This is a genomic window from Azospirillum sp. ST 5-10 (assembly GCF_051225715.1).
GTDB lineage: Bacteria > Pseudomonadota > Alphaproteobacteria > Azospirillales > Azospirillaceae > Azospirillum.
Genome location: NZ_JBPJSP010000005.1, coordinates 82,134 through 108,723, shown reverse-complemented (window position 1 = coordinate 108,723; position 26,590 = coordinate 82,134). Strand labels below are relative to the sequence as shown.

Sequence of the window (26,590 nt, the reverse complement as noted above, 5' to 3'; positions counted from 1 at the left end):
CGGAGGGGGCGAAACCGCATTCACCGCAAGAATGATGCGTGTAATCGAGAATTATTGGAATCTTCATTCCTATTGCGCCGCAGCAATGGAGAAATATTCCGAATTTCCAAGGGGATAGCGGGAACGGCTGAAGTTCCCTGGTGCCCGCGGTGTTCTGCCGCAGGCACCAGGGAACGACCCGGAACGCCGCCTATTGTCCTGTTATTGGACCAGAGACGCCCGCCGGCGCCTCAGGCGCGGACGCGCATGAGGAAGGCGTCCACCTCGGATTCCAGCGTGGTGGAATGGACGCTGAGGACCTCGGCGGCGGTGAGGACCTGGTCGGCGCTGGTGCCGACGGTGCGGGCGGCGTCGCGCACACCGGCGATGGTGTGGGAGACGGCGCCGCTGCCGGCGGCGGCCTGCTGGATGTTGCGGCTGATCTCGTGGGTGGCGGAGGCCTGCTGCTCGACGGCGGCGGCGATGCCGCCGGCGATGGCGTCCATGCGCTCGATGGTCTCGCCGATGCGGCGGATCGCCTCGACCGACTCCTTGGTGCGCGCCTGGATGGCGGCGATCTGGGTGGAGATCTCCTCGGTGGCGCGGCCGGTCTGGCTGGCCAGGCTCTTGACCTCGGAGGCGACGACGGCGAAGCCCTTGCCGAACTCGCCGGCGCGCGCCGCCTCGATGGTGGCGTTGAGGGCCAGCAGGTTGGTCTGGCCGGCGATGCCGTGGATCATCGCCACGATGTCGCCGATGCGCAGCGCGGTGTCCGCCAGCTCGGCGATGATCCCGTCGGTGTGCCGGGCGCGCTCCACGGAATCGCGGGCGATGGCGGCGGCGTCGGACACCTGGCGGGCGATCTCGCCCACCGAGGCGGTCATCTCCTCCACCGCGGTCGCCACCGTCGAGACGTTGACGGTCACCTCCTCGCCGGCCTGCGCCACCTCGCTGGAGCGCTGGTAGGCGCCGTCGGCGCTCTCGCGCATGCCGGCGGCGCTCGCCTTGAGGCTCGACGAGGCCTCGGACACGGCATGGACGACGCGGCGGACCTGCGCCTCGAAGCTGTCGGCGAGCTCGGCCATGGCGCGCCGCTTCTCCGCCTCGCCCTCCCGGCGCAGCCGCTCCTGGTCGGCCTGCATGGCGCGGACCTTGACGATGTTGTCGCGGAACACGCCGAGGGAGGCGACGATGGCGCCCAGCTCGTCGCGCCGGCCCAGGCCGGCGAGATCCTCGTCGGTGTCGCCGTCGGCCAGGCGCAGGGTGGCGTCGGCGATGCGGCGGATCGAGCGGGTGGTGGCGCGGCCCGTCAGCCACGTCGCCAGAGCGATCGCCACGGCCGCCGAGACCACCACCGCCAGAAAGATCCCCTCCGTTCTCGTGGCGTCGGCGGCGGCAAGGCCGGCGAGGCGGCGGGAGTCGGCGGCGGTCTCCGTGACGACGCTGCCGATGAGACCGGACAGGCGGGTGAAGTTGGCCTCGAAGGGCGCCATGAACGACACCACGCTGGCGAAGTCCAGCTCCAGCATGGAGGCGACGAAGCTCGTCGCCTCCTTGTACTTCGTGAGCTCGCCGGTGACCTCGTCGATCTTCTCGCGCTGCTCGGGAGCGGCGAAGTCGGTCCGGTAGGTCGCGAGGTCGGCGACGATCGCGTCGAGGCGGGACTGCAGGGCCCCGATGGCCGCCGTGACGTCGACGGTCTCCTTGGCCGCCTGGCGGGTCATGATCCGGAACAGCTCGCCGTTGGCCGCCTGGACGCGCGCCGCCACGTCCGACAGCCGGATCGCCCCCTCGAGGTTGCGGTCGACGATGGCGCGGGTGTTCTCGACCTGCTCGCCGAGCCCCACGGCACCGAACCACGCCAGCCCGCACATCAGCCCGACGGCGATCGCCGGCACGATGGCGAACTTCATCGCGAAGCCCATGTTGGACAGCTTCAGTCGTGCGAAAGCCACGTCCGGATCCTCTTCTTCTGTGATGCGTGCGCAGGGGAAGACTGCGCGCTCGGCAAGGATGCCGCTGCGGGGGGTGGAATGGGCCGCGTCCCGCGTCCGACCGGTCCGCGACGGAGCCGGTGATCGGCGGAGACGCCCCGGCGGCGGCCCCCCGGAGCCGCCGCGTGCGTGCTGGCCGGGGCGCCGCCGCGGCGGCGCCCCGGTGGCCGTCAGAAGCTCGCCGACAGCGTCAGGTACACCCGCCGCTCCTCGGCGGGCTGCGACACCAGGCGCGCTTCGTCCTGGGTGACGTTCATGCCGGTGAGGGCGACCTGGACGCCCGGCGCGACCTCGTAGCCCACCCGGGCACCGACGTAGAGGTAGTCGGGGACGGTGATCTCGCCGGCGGAGGCGGACTGCACGAACTGCACCTGCGAGACGTACTGGCCGAACAGATTCGCTTCCCAGGGGCCGTTGGCGTAGCCGAGCTCCGCCGAGATCTTGTGCTTGGGCTGGCTGTCCTCGAAGTTCTGGCCGGAGCCGGGCACCAGGTCGTCGACGATGCGCTCGTAGGCGTAGCCGACCTTCCACGACCAGTCGGAGCCGACGCGGCCCTTCAGTTGCGTGTCGAAGCCCACGGCCTTCGAATCGCCCATGTTGTCGTAGATCGACACCGGCGGCGTCGTGGTGTAGCTGCGCGCATAGGACTTCAGGTCCGTGTTGGTCTGGTAGTAGACCGAGGCCCGGAAGGCGCCGTTGATCGCGTCGATGGCGCGGTCGTAGCCGACCTCGTAGTTCATGACGATGCTGGGATCGATGTCGGGATTGCCGTACCTCCACTGCGTCCCGCCGCCGATGGACTGCAGAACGGAATACTCGAACAGCGCCGGCGCCTGGATGCCGCGGCCCACCGAGAAGCGCAGCGTGTCGACGTCGGTCGCCTTGTAGACGATGCCGCTGTTGAAGCTGTATTCGGTCAGGCTGCGGTCGTAGTCGTCGTTGGTGAAGGGCGCCGGCCCGGCGAAGGCGCCGGTGCGTTTGAGACGCAGGTGATCGACGCGGCCGGCGTTGACCAGCGACAGGTGGTCGGACAGCGCCCAGTCCCACATCGCCCCGGCGGAGTAGACGTCGTAGGAGATCGTGCCGTTGTGGATCGGCGTGCTGTCGAGGCTGTTGTGCCGGTACTCGGCGGAGAGACGGACGCTGTGCGCCGTCCCGATCTTGAAGAGATCCTGGAGCTGGGCGACCGTGACGACGTTCTTGTAGTCGAGGGCGCCGATGATGTCCATGTCGAGCTGGTTGCGGTACACCGTGGCGCTCATCAGGCCGAGCGAGGTGTTGGCGTTCACGGACGCCTTGGCGGACATGGTGTCGTAGTTGCTGGGGAGCATGCCGTAAAGGGACCGCTCCGCCATCTCGGCGTGGACCTTGGTCACCTCGGCGCCGACGACGACGTCGTCGGTCAGCCGGTACTGGCCGTCGATGCTCACCGACCGCCGCCGCGGCTCAAGCGAGGTGCTGTCCTGCGGCCGGCCGGGGGTGTCGAACTCGTCGGAGTTCAGTCCGCCGGCCGACAGGCGCACGCCGCCGCGCTCGCCGAGCTTCAGGGTGGTGACGGCGGACAGTTCGCGGTGGTCCTGCGTCCCGAACCGCGCGGTGACGTTGTTCACGTCGTCGTTGAGCGGGCTGTAGGTGACGATGTTGACGACGCCGGCGACGGCGTTGAACCCGAACAGCGCGGTGCTCGGCCCCTTGACGACCTCGATCTGGCGGATCTCCGCCATCTCGACCGGGATCGCGTACCACGGCGTGTAGCCGAGGTGGTCGGCGTAGACCTGCCGCCCGTTGACCAGCACCAGCAGGCGGGGGGTGCGCGCGGAATTGTAGCCGCGGACGCTGACGTCCGCCGACGCCACGCCCCAGCGCGCCACGTCGACGCCGACCACCCGCTGCAGGACATCGGACACGTTCGCGGCGCCGGTGCGGCGGATGTCGTCGGCGGTGATGATCTCCATGTTCACCGGAGCGTCGCTGACGCGCTGCGGCTTGCCGGTGGCGCTGGTGGTGACCGGCTCGCCGAAGAGCTGTTCCAGCGAGCCGTAATCGATCGTCTGCGCCGCCACGGGAAGCGCCGAGCCGAGCGCGAGCGCGGCGCCCATCGCGCCGGCAACGAAGTTGGTCTTCATCGAAAATCCTCAGGGAAGGGGTGTGGCGCCGGGGGTCGGGGGCGGCTCAAAGCTCTGTGATCATCATGCGGAACGCCGGGGCGAAGGAGACGGAGGAGGCTTCCGCTGCCGTCTTGCTCACGACGATCTCGACCTTGGGCTCGCTCTTCACGCCCATGACGCAGCGGGCGCTCTGGACGCAGGCGGCGTCCGCCGAAACGCTGAGCAGCTTCCTGGCCTTCGTCGCGGCGAAGATGCGCTCGTGGCTGGCCGACAGCCCACTGGTCACGAAGGCGACCCCGGCGCCCTCGAGTCCGCTGTCGAGCTGACCCACCGGCACCAGGACCGGGGTCAGGGTTGCCGAACCCACGGCGAGCCCACTGCCGAGAATGCCGCCGAGCTGATCGGCCTCCATCTTCGATTCCGGCACCGCGGCATCGAAAACGATGGCCACTTTGACGGTCCCGCTGAGCGGCGGCACGGTGAAGCCAAAGGTCTTGGCGGCGACCTGGACGTCCTTGGAACTCACCTCGGCCCCCGCCGGAGCGGCGATCAGCAAAGCGGCCGCAACCATACCGGCAACGATTGAACGGTACATCTTTTCCTCGATTTGTTGCTGGGCAACACCAAGCCGACTCAGCAAGGAATTCCCACGACGATGCGACGAGTACAAATAAATTAAATTAGCATGCCCCAAGATTATTAACAAAAATCATGATGTTTAGAACACATTGTTTCTTTCAAAACCCATCATATCATACATACGATTCGCCATGTTTCTGTTATTGTGACAAGAAAATGCCATATGTTTCCCTTTGGTATATGCTGTTCTGCAGCGTGTCAACGATTAATATTGTTCTTATGCCGACGATATACTTTGAGCAAAGGCGATTTAAACGTTATTACTGTGATGTGCGCATATTTCACCTCGGCGATATATCCGTTCATTTGGAATATATATTTGCGAAGGCGGCGCGGAATTTTGTTTCGCGCGGAACCGCTCCGGCAGCCGGCCGGCAAGCCTCGCGTCATCCGCGTTCCATGACGCCGCCGCGGCCGGGCACCGCGCCCGCTGTCGGTGTGGTGCGGCAGGGTGGCTTGTCCGGCATCCGGCACGGCGGCATGATGGCCGCAGCACAGATGGAAGGACGAGCCATGACGACGACGGCCGCTGCGCCCACTTCGGCGACCTGGCGCATCCGCGCCAAGGCCCTGACCATCCGCGACCGCGCCTTCATCGGCGGCCGCTTCGTCGACGCCGTGGCCGGCCGCACCTTTCCGGCGATCAGCCCGATCGACGGCCGCACCCTGGCCGAGGTCGCCGAGTGTGCCGAGGAGGACGTGGACGCCGCCGTCCACGCCGGCCGCGCCGCCTTCGAGGACGGCCGCTGGCGCGGTCTCGCCCCGGCCCGGCGCAAGGCGCTGATGCTGGCCTTCGCCGAGCGCATCGAGGCCCACGCCGAGGAGCTGGCGCTGCTGGAAACCCTCGACATGGGCAAGCCCATCGCCGACAGCCTGGCGGTCGACGTGCCGGCCACCGCGCGCTGCTACCGCTGGTACGCGGAGGCCATCGACAAGGTCTACGACGAGGTCGCCCCCACCGCCCCCGACTCCCTGGCCCTGGTGACGCGCGAGCCGCTCGGCGTGGTCGGCGCCGTCGTGCCCTGGAACTTCCCGATGATCATGGCGGCCTGGAAGGTCGCCCCGGCGCTCGCCGCCGGCAACTCGGTGGTCCTGAAGCCGGCGGAGCAGTCGCCGCTCACCGCGCTGCGGCTGGCCGAGCTGGCGGCGGAGGCCGGCATCCCCGACGGCGTCCTCAACGTGGTGCCGGGCTTCGGCCCGGTCGCCGGCAAGGCGCTGGGCCTGCACGCCGATGTCGACGGGGTGTTCTTCACCGGCTCCACCGAGACCGGAAAGCTGTTCCTGCAGTATTCCGGCCAGTCCAACATGAAGCGGGTCGGGCTGGAATGCGGCGGCAAGACCCCGCACATCGTGCTCGACGACTGCGGCGACCTCGACGCCGCGGCGGACGCCGCCGCCACCGGCATCTTCTTCAATCAGGGGGAGATGTGCACCGCCGGCTCCCGCCTGATCCTGCACCGCGCCGTCAAGGACCGGGTGCTGGAGCGCCTGCTCGGCCACGCCGCATCCTACCAGCCAGGCGACCCGCTGGACCCCGCCACCCGCATGGGCGCCCTGGTGGACGAGACGCACACCATGCGGGTGCTCGGCTACATCCACGTCGGCCGCGAGGAAGGCGCGACGGTGCTGGCCGGCGGCGAGCGGGTGCGCCGGGAGACCGGCGGCTGCTACGTCCAGCCCACCGTCTTCGACGGCGTCGACAACGCCATGCGCATCGCCCGCGAGGAGATCTTCGGCCCCGTCCTGTCGGTGATCACCGTCGACAGCACGGAGGAGGCGGTGCGCGTCGCCAACGACTGCCCGTTCGGCCTGGCGGCGGCGGTGTGGAGCGACAACGTCAACACCGTGCACGCGGTGTCGCGGGCGCTGCGCGCCGGCGTGGTCTACGTCAACTGCTTCGACGCCGACGACATCACCACCCCCTTCGGCGGCTACAAGCAGTCCGGCATCGGCCGCGACAAATCGCTGCACGCGCTCGACAAGTACACCGAGCTGAAGACCACGTGGCTGCGCCTGCGCCGCTGAGGCGCGCCGCGGCCGTCCCACCCCGCCCCCGCCCCGCCCCGCCGGTCCGCGCGCCGCGGCCGGTCGTTGACAGCGCCAACGGTCCGTGATCAACTGGTCAGACCACGGCAAGGTCAGTTGCTCCATGGTCGTCGTCACACGCAGCGAAGGCACGAACGGGGACGGCGCGCGGGCGTCGGACAAGGTGTTCGCCTTCTTCCGGGACAAGCTCCTGAACGGCGAGCTGAAGCCGGGCGACCGCCTGCTCGGCGAGCGCGAGCTGGCCATCGCCCTCGACGTCAGCCGGCCGCTGCTGCGGGAATCGCTGCGCTCGCTCGCCATGCTGGGCTTCCTCGACATCCAGCACGGCCGCGGCACCGTGGTGCGCCACGCCGATCTCGGCGTCCTGCGCGACTTCTTCACCTTCTGCCTCGCCCAGCAGCCCGACATCCTCGAGGACGTCATGCAGGGCCGCATCGCCATCGAGTGCCAGGCCATCCGCCTGGCGTGCGAGCGGGCGACCGAGCGCGACCTGGCGCAGATCCAGGCGACCCTGGACGGCATCATGGCGACCCTGACCGACCCGCAGCGGGGCGGCGAAGCCGACCACCGCTTCCACTGGGCGATCGTGCGGGCCAGCCACAGCGGCGTGCTCGTCACCATGTACGAGGCGATCTCCGCCCTGCTGCTGCGCTCCCACGTCCAGCGGCGCGCCGTGACCACGCCGGTCGACGGCATCCGCGACTACCTCGCCGACGCCCACCGCGAGGTGTTCCTGTCGCTGTTCCACCGCGACGCCGACGAGGCGGAGCGCAAGCTGCGCGAGCACTTCGCCATCGGCGACGAGTTCCGGCGGCGCAGCATCATCGCCGCCTACCGGGACGCCGCCAGCGGCGGCGCACACCGGGACGCCGCCAGCGGCGGCGCGCCCGGGCCGAGCCAACAAGAACCGATCCAGCAAACGGAGGAAACACCATGACCGTGACCAACCGGTTCGCGTCCCTCGTCGCCGGCGCCCTCGCGGCGACCGCCGTCACCCTCGCCGGCCCGGCGCTGGCCAAGGATCTGCGCTACGCCCACGTCGGCGCCGAAGGCGACATCCAGACCCGCTTCGCCGACGAGGCGGCCAAGGCGATCGCCGAGGCGACCGAGGGGCGGGTGACCCTGAAGGTGTACCCGGCGAGCCAACTCGGCGGTGTGGCCGAGATGGTGGACGGCATCCGCATGGGGTCGATCTCCATGGGCCACCACGACTTCGCCTCGCTGGCGCGCATCGTGCCGGAGGTCGCCGTCTTCAACGCCCCCTTCATCTACCGCGACGCCGAGCACGCCCTGCGCGCCACCGACCCCGACACCCCCGTCGTCACCGCCATCAACGAGCGGCTGGTCAAGGAGGGCGGCGTGCGCATCATCGGCCGCATCTACCGCGGCGCGCGGCACATCTCCGCCAAGTTCGCGGTGAAGAGCCCGGCCGATCTCGCCAACAAGCCGTTCCGCGCCGTGCCGCTGGAGCTCTGGGTGTCGATGGTCAAGGGCTTCGGCGCCATCCCGACGCCGGTCGAGGTGGCCGAGCTGCCGACGGCGCTGATGACCGGCCTGGTCGTCGGGCAGGAGAACCCGCTGACCATGATCAACGCCAACAAGCTGTACGAGGTGCAGTCGCACGTCTCGCTGACCGGGCACATGCACTCGGTGCTCGCCGTCTTCATCAACGAGGACATCTGGCAGGGCCTGCCGGAGGCCGACCGCAAGGCGATCAAGCAGGCGCTCGACCGCAAGGCCGAGGAGTCGCTGCAGTGGGCGACCGAGGCCGAGAACAGCCTGGTCGGCGAGCTGAAGGGCAAGGGCGTCACCTTCGTCACCCCGGACAGCGGCCTCGACCTCGCCGCCTTCAAGACGTCCGTCCTCGCCCAGGTCGCCAAGGACTTCCCGACCTGGGACAGCTACATCAAGCAGATCGACGCCGTGAAGTGAGCGCACGGCCGGCGGGCTCCCGAAGCGGAGCCCGCCGCCGGCAAGGTGTCCGCCATGACCAACCTCCTCACCCGGTCGCTGACCGCGCTGACGGTGCTGCTGCTGTTCGGCCTGGTCCTCATCCCGTCGCTCCAGATCGTCGCGCGGGGCCTCGGCGTGCCCTTCGTCGGCGCCGAGGAGCTGACCCGCTTCCTGCTGATCTGCCTCGTCTTCGCCGGCTTCCCGCTGGTGGTGGCGACGGGCGAGAACATCGTCATGGCGGAATTCAAGGCGGCCCTGCCGGACGGCGTCCGGCGCGCCGTCGACATCGCCATCGCGCTGGCCGCCGTCGCCGTCTCGCTGTTCGTCGCCTACGTCACCTGGACGACGGCCTTCAAGTATCTGAACAACGCCACGCCGACCCTGAAGATCCCCTTCTGGCTGTTCCTGTCGGCGACCTTCGTCGGCTTCGCCGGGGCCGCCGGAGTGCATCTGCGCCACCTCGTGCGGCCGCCGCGGCCCGAGGCCGCCGGCGCCGCCGACGCCACCCCCTGACCGGACCGGGAGACCGACGCCCATGGGCACCATCATGCTGGCGAGCTTCCTCGTCCTCTTCGTCGCCGGGTTCCCGGTCGTCTACACCATCCTGCTGCCGGCGGCCGCCTACATCGTCTGGGAGGACCTGCCCTTCGGCCTGCTGGCCCAGCGCATCACCTACGCGCTGGACAGCTTCCCGCTGGTCGCGGTGCCGCTGTTCATCTTCGTCGGCAACCTGATGAACCTGTCCGGCATCACCGACCGCATCTTCCGCTTCGCCGACACGCTGGTCGGCCGGGTGCCGGGCGGGCTGGCGCAGGTCAACATCTTCTCGTCGCTGATCTTCTCCGGCATGTCGGGGGCCGCCCTGGCCGACGTCGGCGGCCTCGGCCGCATCGAGATCGCGGCGATGAAGAGCAAGGGGTTCCCCACCTCCTTCTCCGCCGCGGTGACCGGAGCCTCGGCCATCGTCGGGCCGATCTTCCCGCCCAGCATCCCGCTGATCGTCTACGGCTCGGTCACCAGCGTGTCGATCGTCCAGCTGCTGATCGCCGGCATCGTGCCGGCGCTGCTGTGCGTCGCCCTGCTGATGGCGACGGCGGCGGTGATCGCGCTGTGGCAGGGCTACCCGCGGGCGGAACGCTGGCCCGGCTGGGCCGCGGTGTGGCGCGACCTGCGCCCCGCCCTGCCCGCCCTGATCGCCCCGGCCCTGATGATCGCCGGCATGCTGTCCGGCCTGTTCACGCCCACCGAGGCGGCGGCGGTGACCGTCGTCTACGTCATCGCCGTCGGCTTCCTCCATTACCGCGAGATGACCGTCGCCCATCTGCTGAACGCCGCCGTGCTCACCGCGCGCAACACCAGCGCCATCCTCATCATCGTCGCGGTGGCGGCGCTGTTCGGCTGGATCCTCGCGGTGGAGCAGATCCCCCAGGAGGCCGCCCGGCTGCTGCTCGGCATCTCCACCGACCCGGTGGTGCTGCTGCTGATCGTCAACCTGCTGTTCTTCGCCGCCGGCATGTTCCTCGACAGCACGACCGCCACCCTGCTGATCGTGCCGATCATCGCCCCGCCGCTGGTGGCGGCCGGCGTCGACCCCGTGCATCTCGGCATCGTCACCATCTTCAACCTGATGATCGGCCTGCTGACGCCGCCCATGGGGCTGTCGCTGTTCCTCCTCTGCGACATCGCCAAGGTCAGCATGCGCGCGCTGCTGAAGGCGCTGCTGCCGTTCTACGTCCCGCTCCTCGCCACCCTGGCGATCCTCACCCTGTGGCCCGGCCTGACGCTGTGGCTGCCCAGCCTGCTGCGCTGAGTCGGTTCGCCAGCCGGCGCCGCGGCATCCCGCTTTCGGACTCCAAGGAGACATCGTACATGCGCATCGTCATCGGATCGGACCACGCCGGCTGGGTGCTGAAGCCCCAGGTCCTGGAGCACCTGAAGGCCAAGGGGCACGAGGTCGTCGACGTCGGCTCCCACGACGACACGCCCGTCGACTTCCCCGACATCGCCCGGGCCCTGGCGCAGACCCTGACCGCCGGCGGGGCGGAGCGCGGCATCCTGGTGTGCGGCACCGGCGTCGGCGCCTCGATCGCCGCCAACAAGATGAAGGGCATCCGCGCCGCCGTCTGCCACGACGTCCACTCCGCCCACCAGTGCGTCGAGCACGACGACGTCAACGTCTGCTGCATCGGCGCCCAGATCGTCGGCGCCTGGCTGGCGCTCGACCTGATCGACGCCTTCCTGGCGGCGGAGTTCTCCACCGACGCCGACTTCCGCCGCCGCGTCGCCAAGCTGCACGCCATGGACCAGGGGGCCTGACGGCGCCGCGGCGCGGCGCTCAGCCCAGCAGACGCCGGCGCAGCGCCGCCGCCGCGGTGTTGCGGATCTCCGCCCAGCCCAGGGCGTCGGCCATCTCGAAGACGGCGGCGACGCGCTGGGTGGCGGCGGCGTCGCCGGCCGGGGCGCCGGCCACCGCGGCCAGCAGCCGGCGCAGGCCGGCGTACAGGTCCTCGGTCAGCGCCGCCAGCGGCGCCTGGCCGGCGGCGCCGGGCAGCCGGGTGGCGAAGGTGTACAGCGCCCCCAGCGTCTTCAGGCGGCCGGCGAAGGCGTAGGGGTCCTCGCCGGCCGCGGCGCCGACGAGATCCGCCACCGTCCGCGCGGCGAGGCGGCGGGCGAGGCCGACGAACTCCACCACCACCTCCTGGCCGACGGCGCGGAACCGCCCGGCGTCGTCGCCGTCCTCGAGCAGGCGGCCGGCGATGGACAGCAGTTCCTCGACCCGCGCCAGCACGAGGGCGACGCCGAAGCGCGCGGCGGCGGCGTCCTCGCCCTCGCCCTCCGCCCGCGCCAGGGCGTCGGCGATGATGGCGTTCACCTTGCGCATGGCCTGGTTGGCGAACAGCATCAGCGTGCCGCGGGCGGTGCGCAGCTCGCGCTCGGCCTCCAGCACCTCGAGCGCGTGCAGCAGCACGTCGAGGCGCAGGAAATCGGCGCTCAGCATCATCAGGTCGGGCTCGTCGCCGGCCAGCAGCAGGCGGTTGAGGCGGTCGGTGTAGAGCAGGAGCGCGCTCTGCAGCTCGAACACCAGCCCGTCGACCGCCGCCGCCGCGGCGTCGCCGCTGCCGAGCTGGCGGGCCGCGGTGCGCAGCCGGGCGAGCAGACGCACCAGCAGCATCCAGTCGCCCCGCGCCGCGGCGGGCGGCGCGCCGGGGGCGGGCATGGCCGCGGCGATGGCGGCGGCCAGCGGCACCAGGCCCTCCTCCACCACGGCGGCCCGCAGCCCGTTGCGGTCGGCCGCCGACGGGGTGGCGTGCGCGGCCGCCTCGAACCAGGCGTCGAGGGAGCGGGCGATCCCGGCCAGCGCCTTCTCCGTCAGCGCCCCGGCGGCCAGCGCGGCGAGGTGGGCGCGCAGCGCCGCGACGAGCCCGTCGAGGTCCGGCAGGTCCGCCGCCACGGCCGTCGCCGCCACGGTGCGGTCGGCCATCGTCGTGTCCTCGGCCAGCACCGCGGCGATCCGGTCGAGGGCGGCGAGGAAGGCGGCGGCGCTGGCATGGCGGCGCGCCGGGTCCTTCTCCAGCGCCCGCATCACCACCTCGTCGACGACCGGCGGCAGCCAGGGGGCCACGGCCGACGGCGGCGGCGGGTCGTCGAACAGGATCTGCTGCATCACCGCGGCGACGGCGCCGGAGAAGGGCCGCTGCCGCGCCAGCAGGGCGTACAGCACCACCCCCACCGAGAACAGGTCGCAGCGCGGGTCGGCCGGCAGGCCGCGCAGCAGCTCCGGCGCCATGTAGGCCGGCGTGCCCAGCAGGTCGCCGGGAATCGTGAGGTCGGAGCTCGGCACCAGCGCGATGCCGAAGTCCATCACCTTCGGCCGCAGGTCGTCGCCGACCATGATGTTGGCCGGCTTGATGTCGCGATGGACGATGCCTTCGCCGTGGGCGTAGGCCAGCGCGTCGAGCACGCCGGCGGTCACCGCCACGGCCCGGTCGGCCGGCAGGCCGCCGGTGTCGATCCACCGCTTGAGGTCGCGGCCGGCCACCAGCTCCATGACGAGATAGGGGCTGCCCAGCCAGTCGCCGTGGTCGAGCACCCGCACCACGTGCGGGTGGACGAGGCGGCGGCCGATCTCCACCTCGCGGCGGAAGCGGGCCAGCGATACCCCCCGTTCGGCGGAGGCCAACAGCTCGCCGCGCAGCAGCTTGAGCGCCACCTCCGTGCCGTCGGGCGCCGCGGCCCGGTAGACGACGCTCATCGCCCCTTCGCCGAGCGGCGCCAGCACCCGGTAGGGGCCGATCTTCCGGGGCGTGGTGTCAGTGAGGCTCATCCCCACTCCGATCCTGCTCGAGGTCCCGCCAACCCCACCGCTCCCAGCCATCGTCCAGGAAAGCGGCGAAGCGCTCGCCGGCGGGCAGGCCGGGGCAGGCGACCAGCGACGGCGCCACCCAGTGGCCGCCCCGCGACCACCACAGGGTCGGCCGCTCCGGCAACGCCCCAACCATCGCCTCCAGCCGCGCCCGGTGCAAGGGGTTCGCAGCGCCCGGAACGACGTCGGCCAGCGGCCGCGGCAGCGCCGCCACGGCGGCGGCGACGGCGTCGAGGTCGGGCCGGTCGCCGCGCGTCGCCGCCAGGGCGGCGGCCTCGGCGCGTTCGAACCAGGAGACGGCGGCGAACGGCACGCCGGCGAGGTCGACGCCGCCGGGCAGCGACGCCACCACGGTGAAGGGGTAGAGACGGCCGACCCGGTCGGCGCTGGGCACCAGGACGCCGGCCGCCGCGCCGCCGCCGCACAGGCCGGCGCTCAGGGCGAACCGCCACACCGGGCTGGCGGCGAACAGCCGTTCCCATGCGGTGCCCAGGCGCAGCCGGCTGTCCACCAGCGCGGTGCGCACCCAGGCGTCCCAGCGCTCGACGAAGGCGCCGGGCAGCCCGTGCTGCACGAAATCGCCGCGCGCCGGCAGCTTGCCGTGGAAGCCGGGGCCGAACGGCGCCGGGTCGGCGCCCGACGCCGCCACCCTACCCTCCCTGCCGCAGCGCCGCCACGACCCGGGCGACCAGCGGGTCGTCGAGGGGCACGGCGGCGAAACCGATGTCGAACAGGGCGGCGAGATGGTCGCCCAGCGCCCGGCGCCGGTCCTGGTTGGCCGGCCCGGGCAAGGTGGCCTGCCAGTCCGCCGCCATCCATTCGCCGACGAAGGCGGCGTCCATCGGCTCGCGCCCGCCCAGCATGAGATAGGCGCGCAGGGCCGGCCACTGCCGGTCCGGCTCGGCCCACCCGGCGCGCAGCCGCTCCTCCAGCCGCAGCACGAGGCGCGACAGGAAGACGCTGCGCAGGGCCCGCCGGTAGACGGCGTCGGCCAGCCCGCCCAGCCGGTCGCCCTGGTAGAGGCCGCCGGCCAGCCGCCACGGCACCGGCGCGCCGCGGTCGCCGTAGCCGGCGGGAATGGCGCGCAGCGCGTCGAGCGCCGGCAGGACGGCGGCGACGTCGCCGTCGGCGACCCGCGCCAGCGAGCGCGGCGGCGTGTCGAGGACGCGGAGCTGCGCCTCGGCCTCGGCGACGGCGGCGGCGACGCGGTCGATCAGCAGCCCGTTGGCGCCGTGGCCGTGCACCCAGAAGACCGCCAGCGCCAGGGCGGCGGCGGCCGTGCCGGCCAGGGCGGCGGCGCGGCGGCGGCCCTGCCGGCGCTCCAGGGCACGGTCGACGCCGGCCAGCCCGGCCTCGGCGAACACGACCTCGTGCAGCAGCCGGTCGAGGAAATAGCTCAGGCACTCGTCGGCCGGCGGCTCCACCGGCAGCGCCGGGCCGGTGCGCAGCGGGCCGAAGCGGCCGGCCAGGCGGTCGACCGCCGGACCGCCCTGGGTGGCGCTGGTGAAGTAGACGCCCCGCAGCAGCAGCGGCTCGTCCTCCGGGCCGACGGCGAAGACGCGCTCCAGCAGGTCGCCGAGCGGCCCCTCCAGGGTCGCCATCTGCAGCGGCAGGGTGAAGGCGAGGCCGCGGCGCTCGATGTCGGGCTCCTGGTGCAGGCGCTCCATCAGCCGCTCGTCGAGGCGGCGCAGCAGCCCGCGGTAGGTGTCGCGGAACCACGCCGCCGGGCTCGTCGCCCCCGGGCCGTCGCCCAGCGGGAAGGTCACGCCCCAGACCTGCCGGCGCTCCTCGGCGGTCAGCGCGTCGAAGAAGGCGGTGAAGCCGGCCAGCAGGTCCGCCTTGGTGCAGACGACGTAGACCGGCACGGCCTGGCCGAGGTTGCGGCGCAGCTCCTGCAGGCGGCGGTGCAGCGTCAGGGCGTAGGCGCGGCGCTCGCCGTCGCTCCAGGTCGCCAGGTCGGCCAGGCTGACGGTCACCAGCGCGCCGTTGACCGGCCGGCGCGGCCGGTGCTCCTTCAGGAGGTCGAGCAGGCCGATCCACACCCGCGAATCCACGGCGTGGCGGCTGTCCTGGGTGGTGTAGCGCCCGGCGGTGTCGATCAGCACCGCCTCGTCGGTGAACCACCAGTCGCAGGTCCGCGTGCCGCCGACCTGCTCGGGCACCGGCAGCGGCAGGGGCAGCGCGTGCGGCCGCGCGCCCAGCGGGAAACCGAGGCCGGCGGCCGCCAGCGCCGTCGTCTTGCCCGAGCCGGGAGCGCCGATCATCAGATAGACGGGAAGCTCGTGCAGGCGGCGCCGGCCGCTCCGGCCGCGGAAGCGCAGGGTGCGCAGGCGCGCCAGCGCCTCCCCCATGCGGCCGCGCAGCGCCGCCATCTCGTCCAGGGTGGCCCGCATGTCGGCGTCGTCGGGCGAGCAGCCGGCCAGGGCGGCCACCAGCCGCTCGTTGGCGGCGCGCGCGCGCCGCTCGGCGCGCCACACCGCCAGCCCCCAGGCGCCGAGCACCAGCAGCGACGGCACCGCGCGCGCCAGCCCGCCGTCGAGCGGCCGCTGCCCGGCCAGCCGCAGCAGCGGCGCCAGCTGCCACAACACCGCCGCCAGCGCCAGGGCGCCGGCCAGGGTGGCGGCGCGGCGCAGGCGCGGGCTGGCGGCCAGCCGGAACAGGGCGAGGCGCACGAGCGTCGGCATGGAGCCCTACCGCGGATAGAGGAGGATGTCGACACGCCGGTCGGCGGTCCCGTCGTCGCCGCGCCCCTCGGCGACGACGCGGCCCGCGCCGAGGTGACGCTCCAGGACGGCGGCGACGGCGCGCCCGCGCGCCTCGCTCAGCTCGCGGACGCCGGCGAAGCGCAGGGTGCGCACCGGCGCGCCGTCGCCGTGGCCGAGCACCAGCACCGGCCCCGGCACCGCCGCCAGGGTCTCGCCGATCCGCTCCACCACGGCGCGGTGGCGGGCGCGCAGCTCGTCGCTCTCGGCCGGGAAGGGGATGCCGCGCACGCCGACGACCAGGGCGCCGTCGTCGCCGGCCAGCACGGCCACGGCGCCCGAGCGGATCTCCGGCGCCAACGCCTCGGCGATGCGGGCGGCGAGCGCCGGGGTGGCGACCGCCGGCGGCGGGGCGAGCCGGGCGATCTCGACCGGCCGGTCGGGAAGCAGGGCCGCCAGCCGCACCGCCACCGGGTCGGCGCGGTCGGCCAGGGAGCGGGCGAGGGCCAGGTACAGGACCAGCAGCAGCACCGCGGCGACGGCGCCGACCGTCCACACCGGCACGATGCGGGCGAGCGGCCGGAAGCGCCCGCCGGCGCCGCGCCAGGCCGGCGACAGGGCGCGGTCGGCGCCGGCCCGCTCGCGCCGCAGCAGGCGGAACAGACGGTCGCGCAGGTGGGCCAGCGCGTGGCCGCCGCGCGGGCCGGTGCGGTGCTTGCCCTCGAAGCCGAGGGACAGGCAGGCGTAGAACAGCTCCAGCTCGTTGCGGTGCAGGTGCGGGCTGCCGAGCATGGTGTCCAGCAGGTCGTAGAAGCGGTCGCCGGCGGCGGCGTCCCGCTCGGTGGCGGCAACCAGGCCGTCCCCGGCCCACGCCGTGCCCGGCCCCCAGTCGGTCGCCAGCACCACGTCGTCGAGGGTGGCGCACAGGGCGAAGCGGCCGACCCGGATCTCCTCGGCGCCGACGCCGGCCTCCGCGGCGGCCGCCTCGAACCGCCGCACCTCGGCGAGCGCGCGGTCGCGCAGGGCGTCCGGGTCCGGGTGACCCGGCAGGTCGCGCAACCGGCCGGCGAGGTCGAGCAGCGGAGCGGCGGCGCCCAGCAGCGGGTTGCGCACGGCGCGCGCGAGCGGCGCCGCCGGCCAGGAGCCGTCGGCGGCGGCCGGCAGGGCGGCATCCGCCGGCACGTCCGCCCGGCCGGCGGACGCCGGCACGTCCGCGATGTCGCCCCCCGACCGCATGCCCGTCCCGCCCCTGCTCCCGCTTCCGATGGCTGGCCGGCGACGAGGGCCGGTCCGGCCAACGTATAGCAGGCCGGCTCGGGCCGGTCACCCGTGGCGGTCCCACCCGGCGGCGCCGGGCGCCATCGGAGGAAGGACGTCGACGCCGCGGTGTGCTATAGGGGCGGACAGACGCGCGGGAGATCCACCTCCCCGAGGAGGGAAAAGGCGAACCATGGATATCCAGGAAGAAACTCGAAACGGCATTCTCGTCCTCAAGCCGGCCGGCCGGGTCGACAGCGGCACCGCCGGGGCCTTCGAGGGCAGGCTGGTGCAGGCGGTCGCCGGGGGCCAGGCCTCGGTCGTCGTCGACATGGCGCAGCTCGCCTACATCAGCTCGGCCGGGCTGCGCGCCCTGCTCGTCGCCGCCAAGAAGGCGCGCCCGGCCGGCAGCCGCATCGTGCTCGCCGCCATGGCCCCGTCGATCCGCGAGGTGTTCGACATGAGCGGCTTCACCAGCCTGTTCGAGATCCACGCCAACGCCGACGCCGCGGTGCAGGCGCTGTCCTGACGCGCCGGCGCCGCCGCTCCGCGAAAGCGGGGAGCGCCACGCGAAAGCGGGGGCGCCGCGGCCGCGGCGCCCCCGCTTCGCATGAGGCCGGACGGTCAGCGGGTCTGCTGGATCGCCGACAAGGTCCAGGCGGCGCCCGGCGCGCGCCGGAAGGTCCACAGCTCGACCGCCTCGACCGGGCGCTCGGCGTCGCCCTCGACGACGCGGCCCGAGGCGCGCTCCACCGTCACGTCGACCAGGGCGAAGCGCATCGCCACGGTGGCGTACTCGGCGCCCCCCTCGCGCCAGGCCTCGGCGAGGTCGCCCTGCAGCAGGCGGACCCCCGACACCCGGTTGACGACGCCGCGGTCGGCGTTGGCCGCCAGCTCGTCGGCGAAGTACGACGCCATCTCCGGCGTGGTCAGCCCGCGCAGCGCCGTCAGATCCTCGCGGGAATAGGCGTCCTGGACGTCGCCGAGCAGCCGCTCGAAGGCGTCGTAGTCGGCCGGCTGCACGCCGATCGCGTCGCTCGGGCCGGTCCGTCGCCCGGTCCGGGCGGCGCCCGGACCGGCGGTCGCCCCGCCGAGGGAGCCGCCCAGCGGGCCGCGCGGCGGGGACGCCGCCTCGCGGTGGTTCGGCGCCCCGGCGTAGGCCGGCTGGTTGCGGCTCTGGAACCAGCGCATGGCGAAGCGCACCAGCACGACGACCAGCAGGATCTGCAGCAGGAAACCGAGCACGCCGGCGAGGCTGCCCAGGCCGGCGAAGAAGCCGCCGCCGAACAGCAGGCCGAACAGGCCGGCGCCGATCAGGCCGCCCATCAGCCCGCCCATGAAGCCGCCGCGCGAGAAGAAGCCGCCGCGTGCCGGGCCGGCCAGGCCGGGGCGCGGGGCGGATTGCGTCACGCCGGGCTGCGTGGCCGAGCGTTCCATGGGAGCGGCGGTGGTGGGGGCGGTGCGCGTCGGCGCCGGCGCCTCGTAGGTGCGGGCGCCGCGGCTGCCGAGGCTGGAGCTGCGGCCGGCGCGGGCGTCGGCGGCGCCGGCGGCCAGGGCGACCATCAGGGCGGCGGCGGCGGCGGTCACCGCACGGGAACGTTGGGAGCGGAACTGAAGCATCGTCTACCGTCGTCTGTGCAGCCCGGTCGGTGGGCTGACGGACATATGGTGGCACGACGGTCCGGGTTTTAGGTCGGAGCGTCAAAAACCGGCAACGCGTGGCCGCGCTCCGCGCGGCGGCGGTCAGGCCGCCGCCGGCACCGGCCGTGCCCTCGGGAAGGGCTTGAAGGTCAGGGCGATCAGGAAGGCGCCGATTCCGAGGGCGAAGGATGCGACGAAGAGCCACGCGTAGCCGGCGGAGGCATCGTAGATCAGGCCGCCCGCCAGCGGCCCCGTCGCCATGCCGAACCCGCCGGCCATGGCCGTCCCGCCGATCACCGTGCCCATCATCCGCAGCGGGAAGTTCTCGCGGGCGATGACGGCGTAGAGGGGCATGACGCCAGCGTAGATGAAGCCGAACAGGGCCGCGACCGCGTAGAAGCCGGCGAGCTCGCGCACGGCGGTGTAGGCCAGCGCGCCGAAGGCCTGCGCCAGCAGGCCAAGGACCAGCACGCGCTTGGCGCTGAAGCGGTCGCCCATGATGCCGAAGGCGACGCGGCCGCCCAGCCCGGCGAGCCCCTCGAGGCTGTAGATGGAGACGGCGGCGATCAGCGGGATGCCGCAGCTCACGGCGTAGCTCACGGTGTGGAAGATCGGGCCGGAGTGGGTGGCGCAGCAGAAGAAATTCGTCAGCAGCAGGATGGCGAACTGCGGCGACCGCAGCGCCCGGGCCACGGACAGGTCCGGCTGCCGGTCGCCGGCGGGCGTGCCCGCCGCCCCGCCCCGCAGCGCCGGCGGGCGGCGCACCAGGAGCGCCGCGGGGATCATGACCACCGCCACGATCGCGGCGACCATCAGCAGGGCCGTCCGCCAGTCGTGGATGGTGACGAGCCACGCGACCAGCGGCGACATGGTCATCGGCGCCATGCCCATGCCGGCCGAGACGAGGGAGACGGCAAGGCTGCGGTGGGTGTCGAACCACCCCGTCACGCAGGCCATCGCCGGCGCGAAGATGGCCGCGGTGGCGCCGCCGGCGGCGACGCCGAAGATGAGCTGGAACTGGACGAGCGAGGTGGTGCGGCTCGCCAGGGCAAGGCTCGCGGCCAGCAGGACGGAGCCCGCCAGCACGACGGCGCGGGGGCCGAAGCGATCCGACAGGGCGCCCCAGCCCATGCTGCCCAGCGCCATGGCGACGAACGCGACCGTCATGGCGGTGGAGATGCCGGTCACGGACCAGCCGGTGGACCGCACGATCGGCATGAGGAGAACCGGCAGCGAGAACATCGCGCCGATGGCGATGCAGCCCAGCAGGCCGCCCGCCGCGACGATCACCCAGCGATAGTGTGTGTCGGTCATCTCTGCGTCTCCGATTGCGTCCGGCATCCACGCCCGGCGCCGCGACCCTCGGCGGGCTGCTCGGCGGCACGATGCCCGGGAACGACGTCCCTCCGGCGGCCTCGCGGGATCTTCGGCGCGCGACGGCGGAGGCCGGGAGTGACAAGTGTGGCGGGATTCCCACGTCGCCCGGCCCCGGCCTCGGCCGCCGTCCGACGAGCGCATGCCGGCCCGTCAGCCGCTCGCCGCGGCCTCCAGCGCGGCGATGTCGAGCTTCACCATCCGCAGCATGGCCTCGGCGACGCGCCTGGCCCTGTCGCGGTCGGCACCGCCCATCAGCTCGCCCAGCCGTCTCGGCGCGATCTGCCAGGAGAGGCCCCAGCGGTCGCGCAGCCAGCCGCACTGCTCGACCGCGCCGCCCTCCGCCAAGGCGCCCCACAGGCGGTCGATCTCGGCCTGGGTGTCGCATTCCACCATGATCGAGAAGCTGTGGTTGAACGGGTCGAGGGGGCCCGCCTCGATCGCCATGTAGCGCTGGTCGCCCAGGGTGAAGGCGGCGATCTTGACGCTGCCCGCAGGGCCGCTCGGGCTGTCGACCGGGAGGGGCGACACCCAGTGGACCGACGAGCCGGGGATGAGCGAGGTGTAGAAGCCGAGCGCGGCCTCCATGTCCTTCGCGAACCAGAGATGCTGCGTGACCTTCATCGCGGTGTTCCTCCATCGAATGGGCGGAGGCGGCCGTGCGCACGGCCGCTCCCGTCCCAAGGACGGACGGCGGGGACCGCCTCCGACAGGGCGGCGTCGATTTTCTCGCCCCGCATGGGAGCGTCGTGAAGGCGGGACGTCGTGACGGCCGTCGCCCCGTCCCGAATCAGGGGGGCGCCGCCGGGCCTCTGGCAATCGCCGACCGCCGTCTTGGCAATCGCCGACCGCCCCGGCGCACGCCTCACGCCGGTCGGCGGGCGGCCATCAGCGGGCGGCCGTCAGCGGGCGGCGATCATGCGTTCGGGGATGGGCGGCGCCGACGGGTGCAGCAGCACCCCGGTGTCGCCCACCTCGACCCGCGCCGCCTCGTAGACGGCCAACGCCAGGTCGAGGGCCTCGCGGAACTCCGGCTTGAAGTGCTTCAGCGCCTTGTAGCCGCCGCCGAACTGGTTGAACAGGGCGGTCCAGGTGACCGGCGTGGGGTCGCGCAGCACGTGCAGGCGGTAGGCCAGCCAGACATAGACGTCGATGGCCATGGAGCAGCCGCCGATGTGGCGGATCGCCGGTTCCCAGATCGGCACGGGCGACCGCTTCAGCGCGGCGAAGAAGGTCTCGGAGAGCTGCACCGTCTCGCGCCACAGGGTGCCCTGGCCGTCGTCGTCGCGCAGGCGGATGCCGCCCGACACGATGCTCTCCTTGGCGAAGCCCTCGGCGCCGTTCTTGTCCCAGAAGAAGGTGAGGCGGCACAGGTTGATGCGCGTCGCCTGCTCCTGCACCGCCTTGTAGGTGGAGCCGCCGGCCGAGACGCCCATGCGGTCGAGCCAGTCGTTCATCGAGCGTCCCAGCTCGATCTCGCGGCTGTTGTCCTGGATCGCCCGGGTCTGGAGATAGAGCAGGATCAGCCGCGCCTTGGCGCCGTAAGGCACGCCCACATGGGCCAGCGTGCCGTCGCGCCGGCGCTCCTTGCCCGGCTCGACCAGCAGGGTCACCCGGCCCTGGTCGCGCCGCCACTCGGCGTCGGCGGCCAGCCGGCGGTGCGGCAGGCTGGTCAGGCAGAAGCCGGAATAGGTGATGCCGAGCGCGTTGGATTCGTCCTCCAGCACCGACGCGGCCACGTCGACGACGCTGGCGCGGCGCGGCTCGACGAGGTTGCGCGCCTCCTGCCGGCCGTGCGCGATGATGAGCTGGTGTACGTCACCCATGGTCCCCTCCGATCCCGGGCATCCCATCACGCACAGGGCCGGAGAGTCCATTTGGCGATCGCCGACCAGGCTAGTTGCCGGATTATTTGCCAGGAGTCTATTTGCTTGGTCGGCGATCGCCTGGGGATAACGCGAGTCGCCCGCGAGTCGCGGTCGGCGATTGCCAAGCCCGCGGTCGGCGACTGCCAAGCGGCCGGCGGGAAAAGCCGGCGACTCGGCCGGCGGTCGGCGATTGCCAACAGGGGGAGGAGAGGGAATCGAGGGGGCCGAGTCGGTCGGCGATTGCCAAACGGCCCCGTCCCCGCCGGCATGGCCGGCGGGGACGGGGCCGATGCGGCCGGCGGTTACTGGTTCTGCTGGTCCTGGTTCATGCCGCCGGCCGGGCCGGTGTTGCCGGTGGCGCCGCTGTTGCCGGTGGCCGACGAGCCGGACGTCGGCTGCTGGCCGGCGTTGCCGCCGTTCGTCTGCAGGGCGGCCATGGTCTGACGGTCGACGCGGCCGGTGGCCTCCATGCCGTTGGTCCGCTGGAAGCGGCGCACGGCGTCGCGGGTGTTCGGGCCCCAGACGCCGTCGACGGCGAGGCTGTAGCCGCGCTCGTTGAGCGCCTGCTGCACCTGGCGGATCTCGCCGGCGCTCATGCCCGAGGACGAGGCGGAGGCCGTCGTGCGGCCGCCGGTGCTGCCGCTGCGGGCGGAGTCGTCCGTCAGTTCGCCGACCTTCTCGTCGATCGGCTCGTCGAGCTGCGAGCTGGCGGCGGCGCCGCCGACGCCGCCGACCACGGCGCCGACCGGCCCGCCGACAAGCGCGCCGGCCACCGCACCGCCGGCCCCGCCGGTGGCGGACCGCTGCTCGGTGGTGTTGCCGCAGGCCGCCAACGCCAGGGCCAAGCCGGACGCGGCGACCATCATCGGAATCTTGCGCATGATCTGTGTCCCGTTTTGTCTCCACCCGAGGCCTCGCCGCCGACGCACAACGGCACAGGTCCGGATTTGCAACCACAACGCCCCTTGAGCCCACCGGTTCCAAGTGCAACGGGAATGACGCCGGAACAATCGGCAAATAGTACCGCCTTCGGAGACTGCGAAGGGAGGAGTCCGAATCCTTTACAGAGGCCGGCGCGGCGTCGGCCGGCCCTCGGCCGGCCGCGTCCCCGCACCCCGCCCGCATGGCTGCGCGGCGCCGCGCGCATTCATCAAGCCATGGCTATTATAAGCTAGCTTATTATATTGACCCCATGATCGAGACGCCCCCCGCCAACCCGCCCCCCAGCCTGGGCTTCCTCATCGGCGACGTCGCCCGGCTGATGCGCCGGCGCTTCGACCAGCGCGCCCGGGCCAGCGGCCTCAGCCGCGCCCAGTGGCAGGCGCTGTTCCACATCGCCCGCGAGGAGGGCTCCAAGCAGGCCCACCTCGCCGAATGCCTGGACGTCGAGCCGATCACCCTGACCCGCCTGCTCGACCGCATGGAGGAGGGGGGATGGGTGGAGCGCCGCCCCGACCCCGGCGACCGCCGTGCCCGGCTGCTCTACCTGACCGACAAGGCGCGGCCGGCGCTGGGCGAGATGCGCCAGCTGGCGGAGGAGATCTACGAGGAGGCGCTGGCCGGCCTGACCCCGGAGGCGCGCGCCGCCCTGGTGGCGGCCCTCGGACACATGCGGGCCAATCTGTGCGAGCGCTCCGCCGAGGAGCGCGCCGAGCGGCCCGCCAAACGGAACGTCGCGCCCTGACGGGCGCCCACGGAGCTTTCCATCCATGTCGAACACCGAACCCGCCACCGCCCCGGAGACACCGCGCCGCAAGGCCCGCGGCCGGCGCTGGGCGCTGATGCTGGCGCTGCCCGTCGTCCTGGTGCTGGGCGGCGGCTATTTCTGGGTGACCGGCGGACGCTACGTCTCGACCGACAACGCCTACGTCCAGCAGGACATCGTCTCCCTCGCCCCCGACGTCTCCGGCCGCATCCTCGAGGTGGCGGCGGCCGAGAACGAGCGGGTGCAGGCCGGGCAGGTGCTGTTCCGCATCGATCCCGAGCCCTTCCGCATCGCGCTCGCCCAGGCCGAGGCGGTGCTGGCCTCGGCCCGGCTGCAGGTGGAGCAGCGCCGGGCCGCCTACGCCCAGAGCCAGGCCGAGCTGCGCGCCGCCGAGCACGACCTGGAGTACCGGCAGCACGAATACGACCGGCAGGCGCGCCTGTCGAAGAACGGCTACGCCGCCCAGTCGACCATGGAGGAGGCGAGGAACGACCTCCAGACGGCGCAGCAGACCCTGGCCAAGGCGCGCCAGGGCGTGACCAGCGCGCTGGCGGCGCTGGGCGGCGACCCCGACATCCCGACCGACCGCCACCCGCTGGTGCTGGAGGCGCTGGCCGGCCGCGACAAGGCGCGCCTCGACCTCGCCCACACCGAGGTGCGGGCGCCGGCCGACGGCGTCGTCAGCCAGACCTCGCGCCTCAACGTCGGCCAGTTCATGGCCACCGGCACGCCGGCCCTCAGCCTCGTCAAGAGCGCCACCACCTACGTCGAGGCGAACTACAAGGAGACCGACCTCACCCACATGGCGCCGGGCCAGGAGGTGGAGGTCGAGCTCGACACCTATCCCGGCCACGCGCTGAGGGCGCGCGTCGCCAGCATCGGCGCCGGCACCGGGTCGGAGTTCTCGCTGCTGCCCGCGCAGAACGCCACCGGCAACTGGGTCAAGGTGGTGCAGCGGGTGCCGGTGCGGGTGCGCCTCAGCGACGCGCCGCCGCCCGGCGTCACCCTGCGGGCCGGCCTGTCGGCCACCGTCGTCGTCGACACCGAGCACCGGCGCGGCCTGCCCGGCCCGGTGCGCTCGGTGCTCTCGGCCCTCGGCCTGAGCGCCGGCACCGCCTACGCCACCGACGCCGCCCCCGGAACGACGGACGCCCGCTGAGGCGTCCGGAAGGAACAGCCCGGAAGGAACAGCCCGGAAGGAACAGCATGGCAACCGCCACCGCCGCCGCCGGCGGGCGCCCCGGGACCGAGGTGCCGCACCGCGGCCTGATCACCGTGTCCATCATGCTGGCGACCATCATGCAGGTGCTGGACACCACCATCGCCAACGTCGCCCTGCCCAGCATGCAGGGCACGCTGGGCGCCGCCCAGGACACCATCACCTGGGTCCTCACCTCCTACATCGTCGCCGCCGCCATCATGACCCCGGTGACCGGCTGGCTGTCCGACCGGATCGGCCAGAAGCGCCTGTTCCTGGTCTCGGTCTCCGGCTTCACCGTGGCCTCGATGCTGTGCGGCGCCACCAGCAGCCTGGAGGGCATGGTGGCGTTCCGCGTCCTCCAGGGGGTGTTCGGCGCCGCCCTGGTGCCGCTGTCGCAGAGCGTCCTGCTGCACATCAACCCGCGCGAGCGGGTCGGCCAGGCCATGGCGCTCTGGGGCGCCGGCATCATGGTCGGCCCGATCATCGGGCCGACGCTCGGCGGCTGGCTGACCGAGACGCTGAACTGGCGCTGGGTGTTCTACGTCAACCTGCCCTTCGGCATCCTCGCCTTCCTCGGCATCCTCACCTTCCTGCCCGACGAGGGCACCCGCCGGCGCCCCTTCGACCTCCTCGGCTTCGCCCTGCTGAGCCTCGGCGTCGGCGCCCTGCAGATGATGCTCGACCGCGGCGAGCAGCTCGACTGGTTCGCCTCCACCGAGGTGATCCTCGAGGCCGGCCTGGCGGCCACGGGGTTCTGGGCCTTCGCCGTGCACACGGCCACCGCCGAGCAGCCGTTCCTGGAGCCGCGCCTGTTCCGCGACCGCAACCTGGTGACCGGCCTGATCTTCATCTTCATCGTCGGCATCATCCTGCTGGCCAGCCTCGCCCTGCTGCCGCCGCTGCTGCAGAACCTGCTGGGCTACCCCGTGGTCACCACCGGGCTGGTGATGGCGCCGCGCGGTGTCGGCACCATGATCTCCATGCTGCTCGTGGGACGGCTGGTGCGCCGGGTGGACGCGCGGCTGCTGATCCTCACCGGCCTCGGCCTGACGGCGTGGTCGCTGCACGCCATGACGGGCTTCAGCCTGGAGATGGACTACTGGCCGGTGGTCATCAGCGGCGTCGTCCAGGGCCTCGGCCTGGGCCTGGTGTTCGTGCCGCTGAGCACGATCGCCTTCGCCACCCTGTCGGCCCGCGACCGCACCGACGCCGCCAGCCTGTTCAGCCTGGTGCGCAACCTCGGCAGCAGCGTCGGCATCTCGGTGGTGTCGACCCTGCTGGCGCAGAACACCCAGCTCAACCACGCCGAGCTGGCGGAGCACGTCACCGCCGCCAACCCGTCGCTCGACCCGTACCTCTCGGCGCTCGCCTCGGCCGGGCCGACCCAGGCGCTGGCGGCGGTCAACGCCGAGGTGACGCGGCAGGCGGCGATGATCGCCTACGTCGACGATTTCCTGCTGATGATGATCGTCACCCTGGCGGCGGTGCCGCTGCTCCTGGTGCTGCGCAGCCCGTCCCAGGCGGCCGCCTCCCCGGCGCCGGCGGTGGCGCACGACTGATCCGACCCGTCGGCGTGATCTTGCCCTAAGCATTCGAATGTGGAGCGGGATCACTCCCGGTGATTCCACCGGGAGTGATCCCGCTCTAAGCAGGTTTGCCCAGATCGGGCCACAGATGGCCCGGCCTGGGCAAACCTGCGGACTCTCTGGTTTTGCAGGTTTTCCGAGCCCGCCCAAAGGTGGGCGGAGTTCGGAAAACCT

22 protein-coding genes are annotated in these 26,590 nt (G+C 72.5%); 10 read left to right on the top strand and 12 right to left on the bottom strand.

The genetic code is table 11. The annotated features are described in order from the left end of the window. Window positions 1–230: 230 nt before the first annotated feature. The 3 genes from ACSBPG_RS08065 to ACSBPG_RS08055 all read right to left on the bottom strand — a co-directional run bounded on the left by ACSBPG_RS08065 (window position 231) and on the right by ACSBPG_RS08055 (window position 4,676). Window positions 231–1,934 (bottom strand): methyl-accepting chemotaxis protein, encoded by a 1,704-nt coding sequence (locus ACSBPG_RS08065; RefSeq protein ID WP_435536621.1) that lies wholly within the window; start codon window positions 1,932–1,934, stop codon window positions 231–233. 209 nt (window positions 1,935–2,143) lie between these two features. Further along, window positions 2,144–4,099, bottom strand: coding sequence for a TonB-dependent receptor plug domain-containing protein (locus tag ACSBPG_RS08060; RefSeq protein WP_435536620.1), 1,956 nt, complete (start codon window positions 4,097–4,099; stop codon window positions 2,144–2,146). A gap of 46 nt (window positions 4,100–4,145) precedes the next feature. Continuing rightward, window positions 4,146–4,676, bottom strand: coding sequence for a hypothetical protein (locus tag ACSBPG_RS08055; RefSeq protein WP_435536619.1), 531 nt, complete (start codon window positions 4,674–4,676; stop codon window positions 4,146–4,148). Window positions 4,677–5,233: 557 nt separating this feature from the next. Here ACSBPG_RS08055 and ACSBPG_RS08050 point away from each other — a divergent pair. The 6 genes from ACSBPG_RS08050 (at window position 5,234) to rpiB (ending at window position 11,035) form a co-directional block, all read left to right on the top strand. Further along, window positions 5,234–6,745, top strand: coding sequence for an aldehyde dehydrogenase (locus ACSBPG_RS08050; protein WP_435536618.1), 1,512 nt, complete (start codon window positions 5,234–5,236; stop codon window positions 6,743–6,745). Between the two features lie 124 nt (window positions 6,746–6,869). After that, window positions 6,870–7,703, top strand: a complete 834-nt coding sequence (locus ACSBPG_RS08045; RefSeq protein ID WP_435536617.1) for a FadR/GntR family transcriptional regulator — start codon at window positions 6,870–6,872, stop codon at window positions 7,701–7,703. After that, window positions 7,700–8,698, top strand: a complete 999-nt coding sequence (locus ACSBPG_RS08040) for a TRAP transporter substrate-binding protein (RefSeq protein ID WP_435536616.1) — start codon at window positions 7,700–7,702, stop codon at window positions 8,696–8,698. Before ACSBPG_RS08045 ends, ACSBPG_RS08040 begins: the two co-directional genes overlap by 4 nt. 54 nt (window positions 8,699–8,752) lie before the next feature. After that, a complete protein-coding gene (locus ACSBPG_RS08035; protein WP_435536615.1) occupies window positions 8,753–9,232 on the top strand; it encodes a TRAP transporter small permease in 480 nt (159 codons plus the stop codon). A 22-nt stretch (window positions 9,233–9,254) separates the two neighbouring features. Continuing rightward, window positions 9,255–10,529 (top strand): TRAP transporter large permease, encoded by a 1,275-nt coding sequence (locus ACSBPG_RS08030; RefSeq protein ID WP_435536614.1) that lies wholly within the window; start codon window positions 9,255–9,257, stop codon window positions 10,527–10,529. Between the two features lie 59 nt (window positions 10,530–10,588). After that, window positions 10,589–11,035, top strand: a complete 447-nt coding sequence (gene rpiB / locus ACSBPG_RS08025; protein WP_435536613.1) for a ribose 5-phosphate isomerase B — start codon at window positions 10,589–10,591, stop codon at window positions 11,033–11,035. A 19-nt stretch (window positions 11,036–11,054) separates the two neighbouring features. On the opposite strand, the gene ACSBPG_RS08020 is transcribed toward rpiB, so the two are convergent. From ACSBPG_RS08020 to icmH, 4 genes are read right to left on the bottom strand one after another with little or no spacing between them, the layout of a single operon-like run. Beyond that, entirely contained in the window at window positions 11,055–13,043 is a 1,989-nt protein-coding gene (locus ACSBPG_RS08020) for a serine/threonine-protein kinase (RefSeq protein WP_435536612.1), read from the bottom strand. Continuing rightward, window positions 13,030–13,731 (bottom strand): type VI secretion system-associated protein TagF, encoded by a 702-nt coding sequence (gene tagF / locus ACSBPG_RS08015; protein ID WP_435536611.1) that lies wholly within the window; start codon window positions 13,729–13,731, stop codon window positions 13,030–13,032. The genes ACSBPG_RS08020 and tagF overlap by 14 nt, the downstream gene beginning before the upstream one ends. Before the next feature lies 1 nt (window position 13,732). Further along, entirely contained in the window at window positions 13,733–15,766 is a 2,034-nt protein-coding gene (tssM, locus tag ACSBPG_RS08010) for a type VI secretion system membrane subunit TssM (RefSeq protein ID WP_435536610.1), read from the bottom strand. Window positions 15,767–15,772: 6 nt separating this feature from the next. Further along, window positions 15,773–16,993: a type IVB secretion system protein IcmH/DotU gene (gene icmH / locus ACSBPG_RS08005; RefSeq protein WP_435536609.1), complete on the bottom strand. Its 1,221-nt coding sequence runs from the start codon at window positions 16,991–16,993 to the stop codon at window positions 15,773–15,775. A 241-nt stretch (window positions 16,994–17,234) separates the two neighbouring features. Between icmH and ACSBPG_RS08000 the strand changes: the two genes are divergently transcribed. Continuing rightward, complete coding sequence (locus tag ACSBPG_RS08000) at window positions 17,235–17,570, top strand: STAS domain-containing protein (RefSeq protein WP_435536608.1); 336 nt, start codon at window positions 17,235–17,237, stop codon at window positions 17,568–17,570. Window positions 17,571–17,665: 95 nt separating this feature from the next. Here the strand turns inward: ACSBPG_RS08000 and ACSBPG_RS07995 are convergent, their stop codons facing one another. From ACSBPG_RS07995 to ACSBPG_RS07975, 5 genes are all read right to left on the bottom strand, one after another. Further along, the gene (locus ACSBPG_RS07995) at window positions 17,666–18,661 is read right to left on the bottom strand and encodes a Tim44 domain-containing protein (RefSeq protein WP_435536607.1); all 996 of its coding nucleotides are present in this window, start codon (window positions 18,659–18,661) and stop codon (window positions 17,666–17,668) included. Between the two features lie 123 nt (window positions 18,662–18,784). Next, window positions 18,785–19,996, bottom strand: coding sequence for an MFS transporter (locus tag ACSBPG_RS07990; RefSeq protein WP_435536606.1), 1,212 nt, complete (start codon window positions 19,994–19,996; stop codon window positions 18,785–18,787). Window positions 19,997–20,209: 213 nt separating this feature from the next. Beyond that, entirely contained in the window at window positions 20,210–20,680 is a 471-nt protein-coding gene (locus ACSBPG_RS07985; protein ID WP_435536605.1) for a VOC family protein, read from the bottom strand. Between the two features lie 278 nt (window positions 20,681–20,958). After that, a complete protein-coding gene (locus ACSBPG_RS07980) occupies window positions 20,959–21,882 on the bottom strand; it encodes a replication protein RepA (RefSeq protein ID WP_435536604.1) in 924 nt (307 codons plus the stop codon). 344 nt (window positions 21,883–22,226) lie between these two features. Continuing rightward, on the bottom strand, window positions 22,227–22,805 hold the full coding sequence (locus tag ACSBPG_RS07975; RefSeq protein WP_435536603.1) for a peptidoglycan-binding domain-containing protein: 579 nt from the start codon (window positions 22,803–22,805) through the stop codon (window positions 22,227–22,229). Window positions 22,806–23,116: 311 nt separating this feature from the next. Here ACSBPG_RS07975 and ACSBPG_RS07970 point away from each other — a divergent pair, with 311 nt between their 5' ends. The 3 genes from ACSBPG_RS07970 to ACSBPG_RS07960 are packed head-to-tail and all read left to right on the top strand — an operon-like array spanning window position 23,117 to window position 26,389. Next, complete coding sequence (locus ACSBPG_RS07970) at window positions 23,117–23,608, top strand: MarR family winged helix-turn-helix transcriptional regulator (RefSeq protein ID WP_435536602.1); 492 nt, start codon at window positions 23,117–23,119, stop codon at window positions 23,606–23,608. Window positions 23,609–23,633: 25 nt separating this feature from the next. Next, window positions 23,634–24,788 (top strand): HlyD family secretion protein, encoded by a 1,155-nt coding sequence (locus ACSBPG_RS07965; RefSeq protein ID WP_435536601.1) that lies wholly within the window; start codon window positions 23,634–23,636, stop codon window positions 24,786–24,788. A gap of 47 nt (window positions 24,789–24,835) precedes the next feature. After that, a complete protein-coding gene (locus ACSBPG_RS07960; protein ID WP_435536600.1) occupies window positions 24,836–26,389 on the top strand; it encodes a DHA2 family efflux MFS transporter permease subunit in 1,554 nt (517 codons plus the stop codon). Window positions 26,390–26,590: the final 201 nt, after the last annotated feature.

Excerpts from the sequence above, each read along its gene's own strand:
- ACSBPG_RS07980 (WP_435536604.1), bottom strand. The coding sequence starts at position 21,882 with ATGGGTGACGTACACCAGCTCATCATCGCGCACGGCCGGCAGGAGGCG.
- ACSBPG_RS08020 (WP_435536612.1), bottom strand. The coding sequence starts at position 13,043 with ATGAGCCTCACTGACACCACGCCCCGGAAGATCGGCCCCTACCGGGTG.
- ACSBPG_RS07990 (WP_435536606.1), bottom strand. The coding sequence starts at position 19,996 with ATGACCGACACACACTATCGCTGGGTGATCGTCGCGGCGGGCGGCCTG.
- tssM (WP_435536610.1), bottom strand. The coding sequence starts at position 15,766 with ATGCCGACGCTCGTGCGCCTCGCCCTGTTCCGGCTGGCCGCCAGCCCG.
- ACSBPG_RS08060 (WP_435536620.1), bottom strand. The coding sequence starts at position 4,099 with ATGAAGACCAACTTCGTTGCCGGCGCGATGGGCGCCGCGCTCGCGCTC.
- ACSBPG_RS08055 (WP_435536619.1), bottom strand. The coding sequence starts at position 4,676 with ATGTACCGTTCAATCGTTGCCGGTATGGTTGCGGCCGCTTTGCTGATC.
- ACSBPG_RS08050 (WP_435536618.1), top strand. The coding sequence starts at position 5,234 with ATGACGACGACGGCCGCTGCGCCCACTTCGGCGACCTGGCGCATCCGC.
- ACSBPG_RS07985 (WP_435536605.1), bottom strand. The coding sequence starts at position 20,680 with ATGAAGGTCACGCAGCATCTCTGGTTCGCGAAGGACATGGAGGCCGCG.
- ACSBPG_RS07970 (WP_435536602.1), top strand. The coding sequence starts at position 23,117 with ATGATCGAGACGCCCCCCGCCAACCCGCCCCCCAGCCTGGGCTTCCTC.
- rpiB (WP_435536613.1), top strand. The coding sequence starts at position 10,589 with ATGCGCATCGTCATCGGATCGGACCACGCCGGCTGGGTGCTGAAGCCC.
- ACSBPG_RS08030 (WP_435536614.1), top strand. The coding sequence starts at position 9,255 with ATGGGCACCATCATGCTGGCGAGCTTCCTCGTCCTCTTCGTCGCCGGG.
- ACSBPG_RS08000 (WP_435536608.1), top strand. The coding sequence starts at position 17,235 with ATGGATATCCAGGAAGAAACTCGAAACGGCATTCTCGTCCTCAAGCCG.
- ACSBPG_RS07975 (WP_435536603.1), bottom strand. The coding sequence starts at position 22,805 with ATGCGCAAGATTCCGATGATGGTCGCCGCGTCCGGCTTGGCCCTGGCG.
- ACSBPG_RS07960 (WP_435536600.1), top strand. The coding sequence starts at position 24,836 with ATGGCAACCGCCACCGCCGCCGCCGGCGGGCGCCCCGGGACCGAGGTG.
- ACSBPG_RS08045 (WP_435536617.1), top strand. The coding sequence starts at position 6,870 with ATGGTCGTCGTCACACGCAGCGAAGGCACGAACGGGGACGGCGCGCGG.
- ACSBPG_RS07965 (WP_435536601.1), top strand. The coding sequence starts at position 23,634 with ATGTCGAACACCGAACCCGCCACCGCCCCGGAGACACCGCGCCGCAAG.
- ACSBPG_RS07995 (WP_435536607.1), bottom strand. The coding sequence starts at position 18,661 with ATGCTTCAGTTCCGCTCCCAACGTTCCCGTGCGGTGACCGCCGCCGCC.
- ACSBPG_RS08040 (WP_435536616.1), top strand. The coding sequence starts at position 7,700 with ATGACCGTGACCAACCGGTTCGCGTCCCTCGTCGCCGGCGCCCTCGCG.
- ACSBPG_RS08035 (WP_435536615.1), top strand. The coding sequence starts at position 8,753 with ATGACCAACCTCCTCACCCGGTCGCTGACCGCGCTGACGGTGCTGCTG.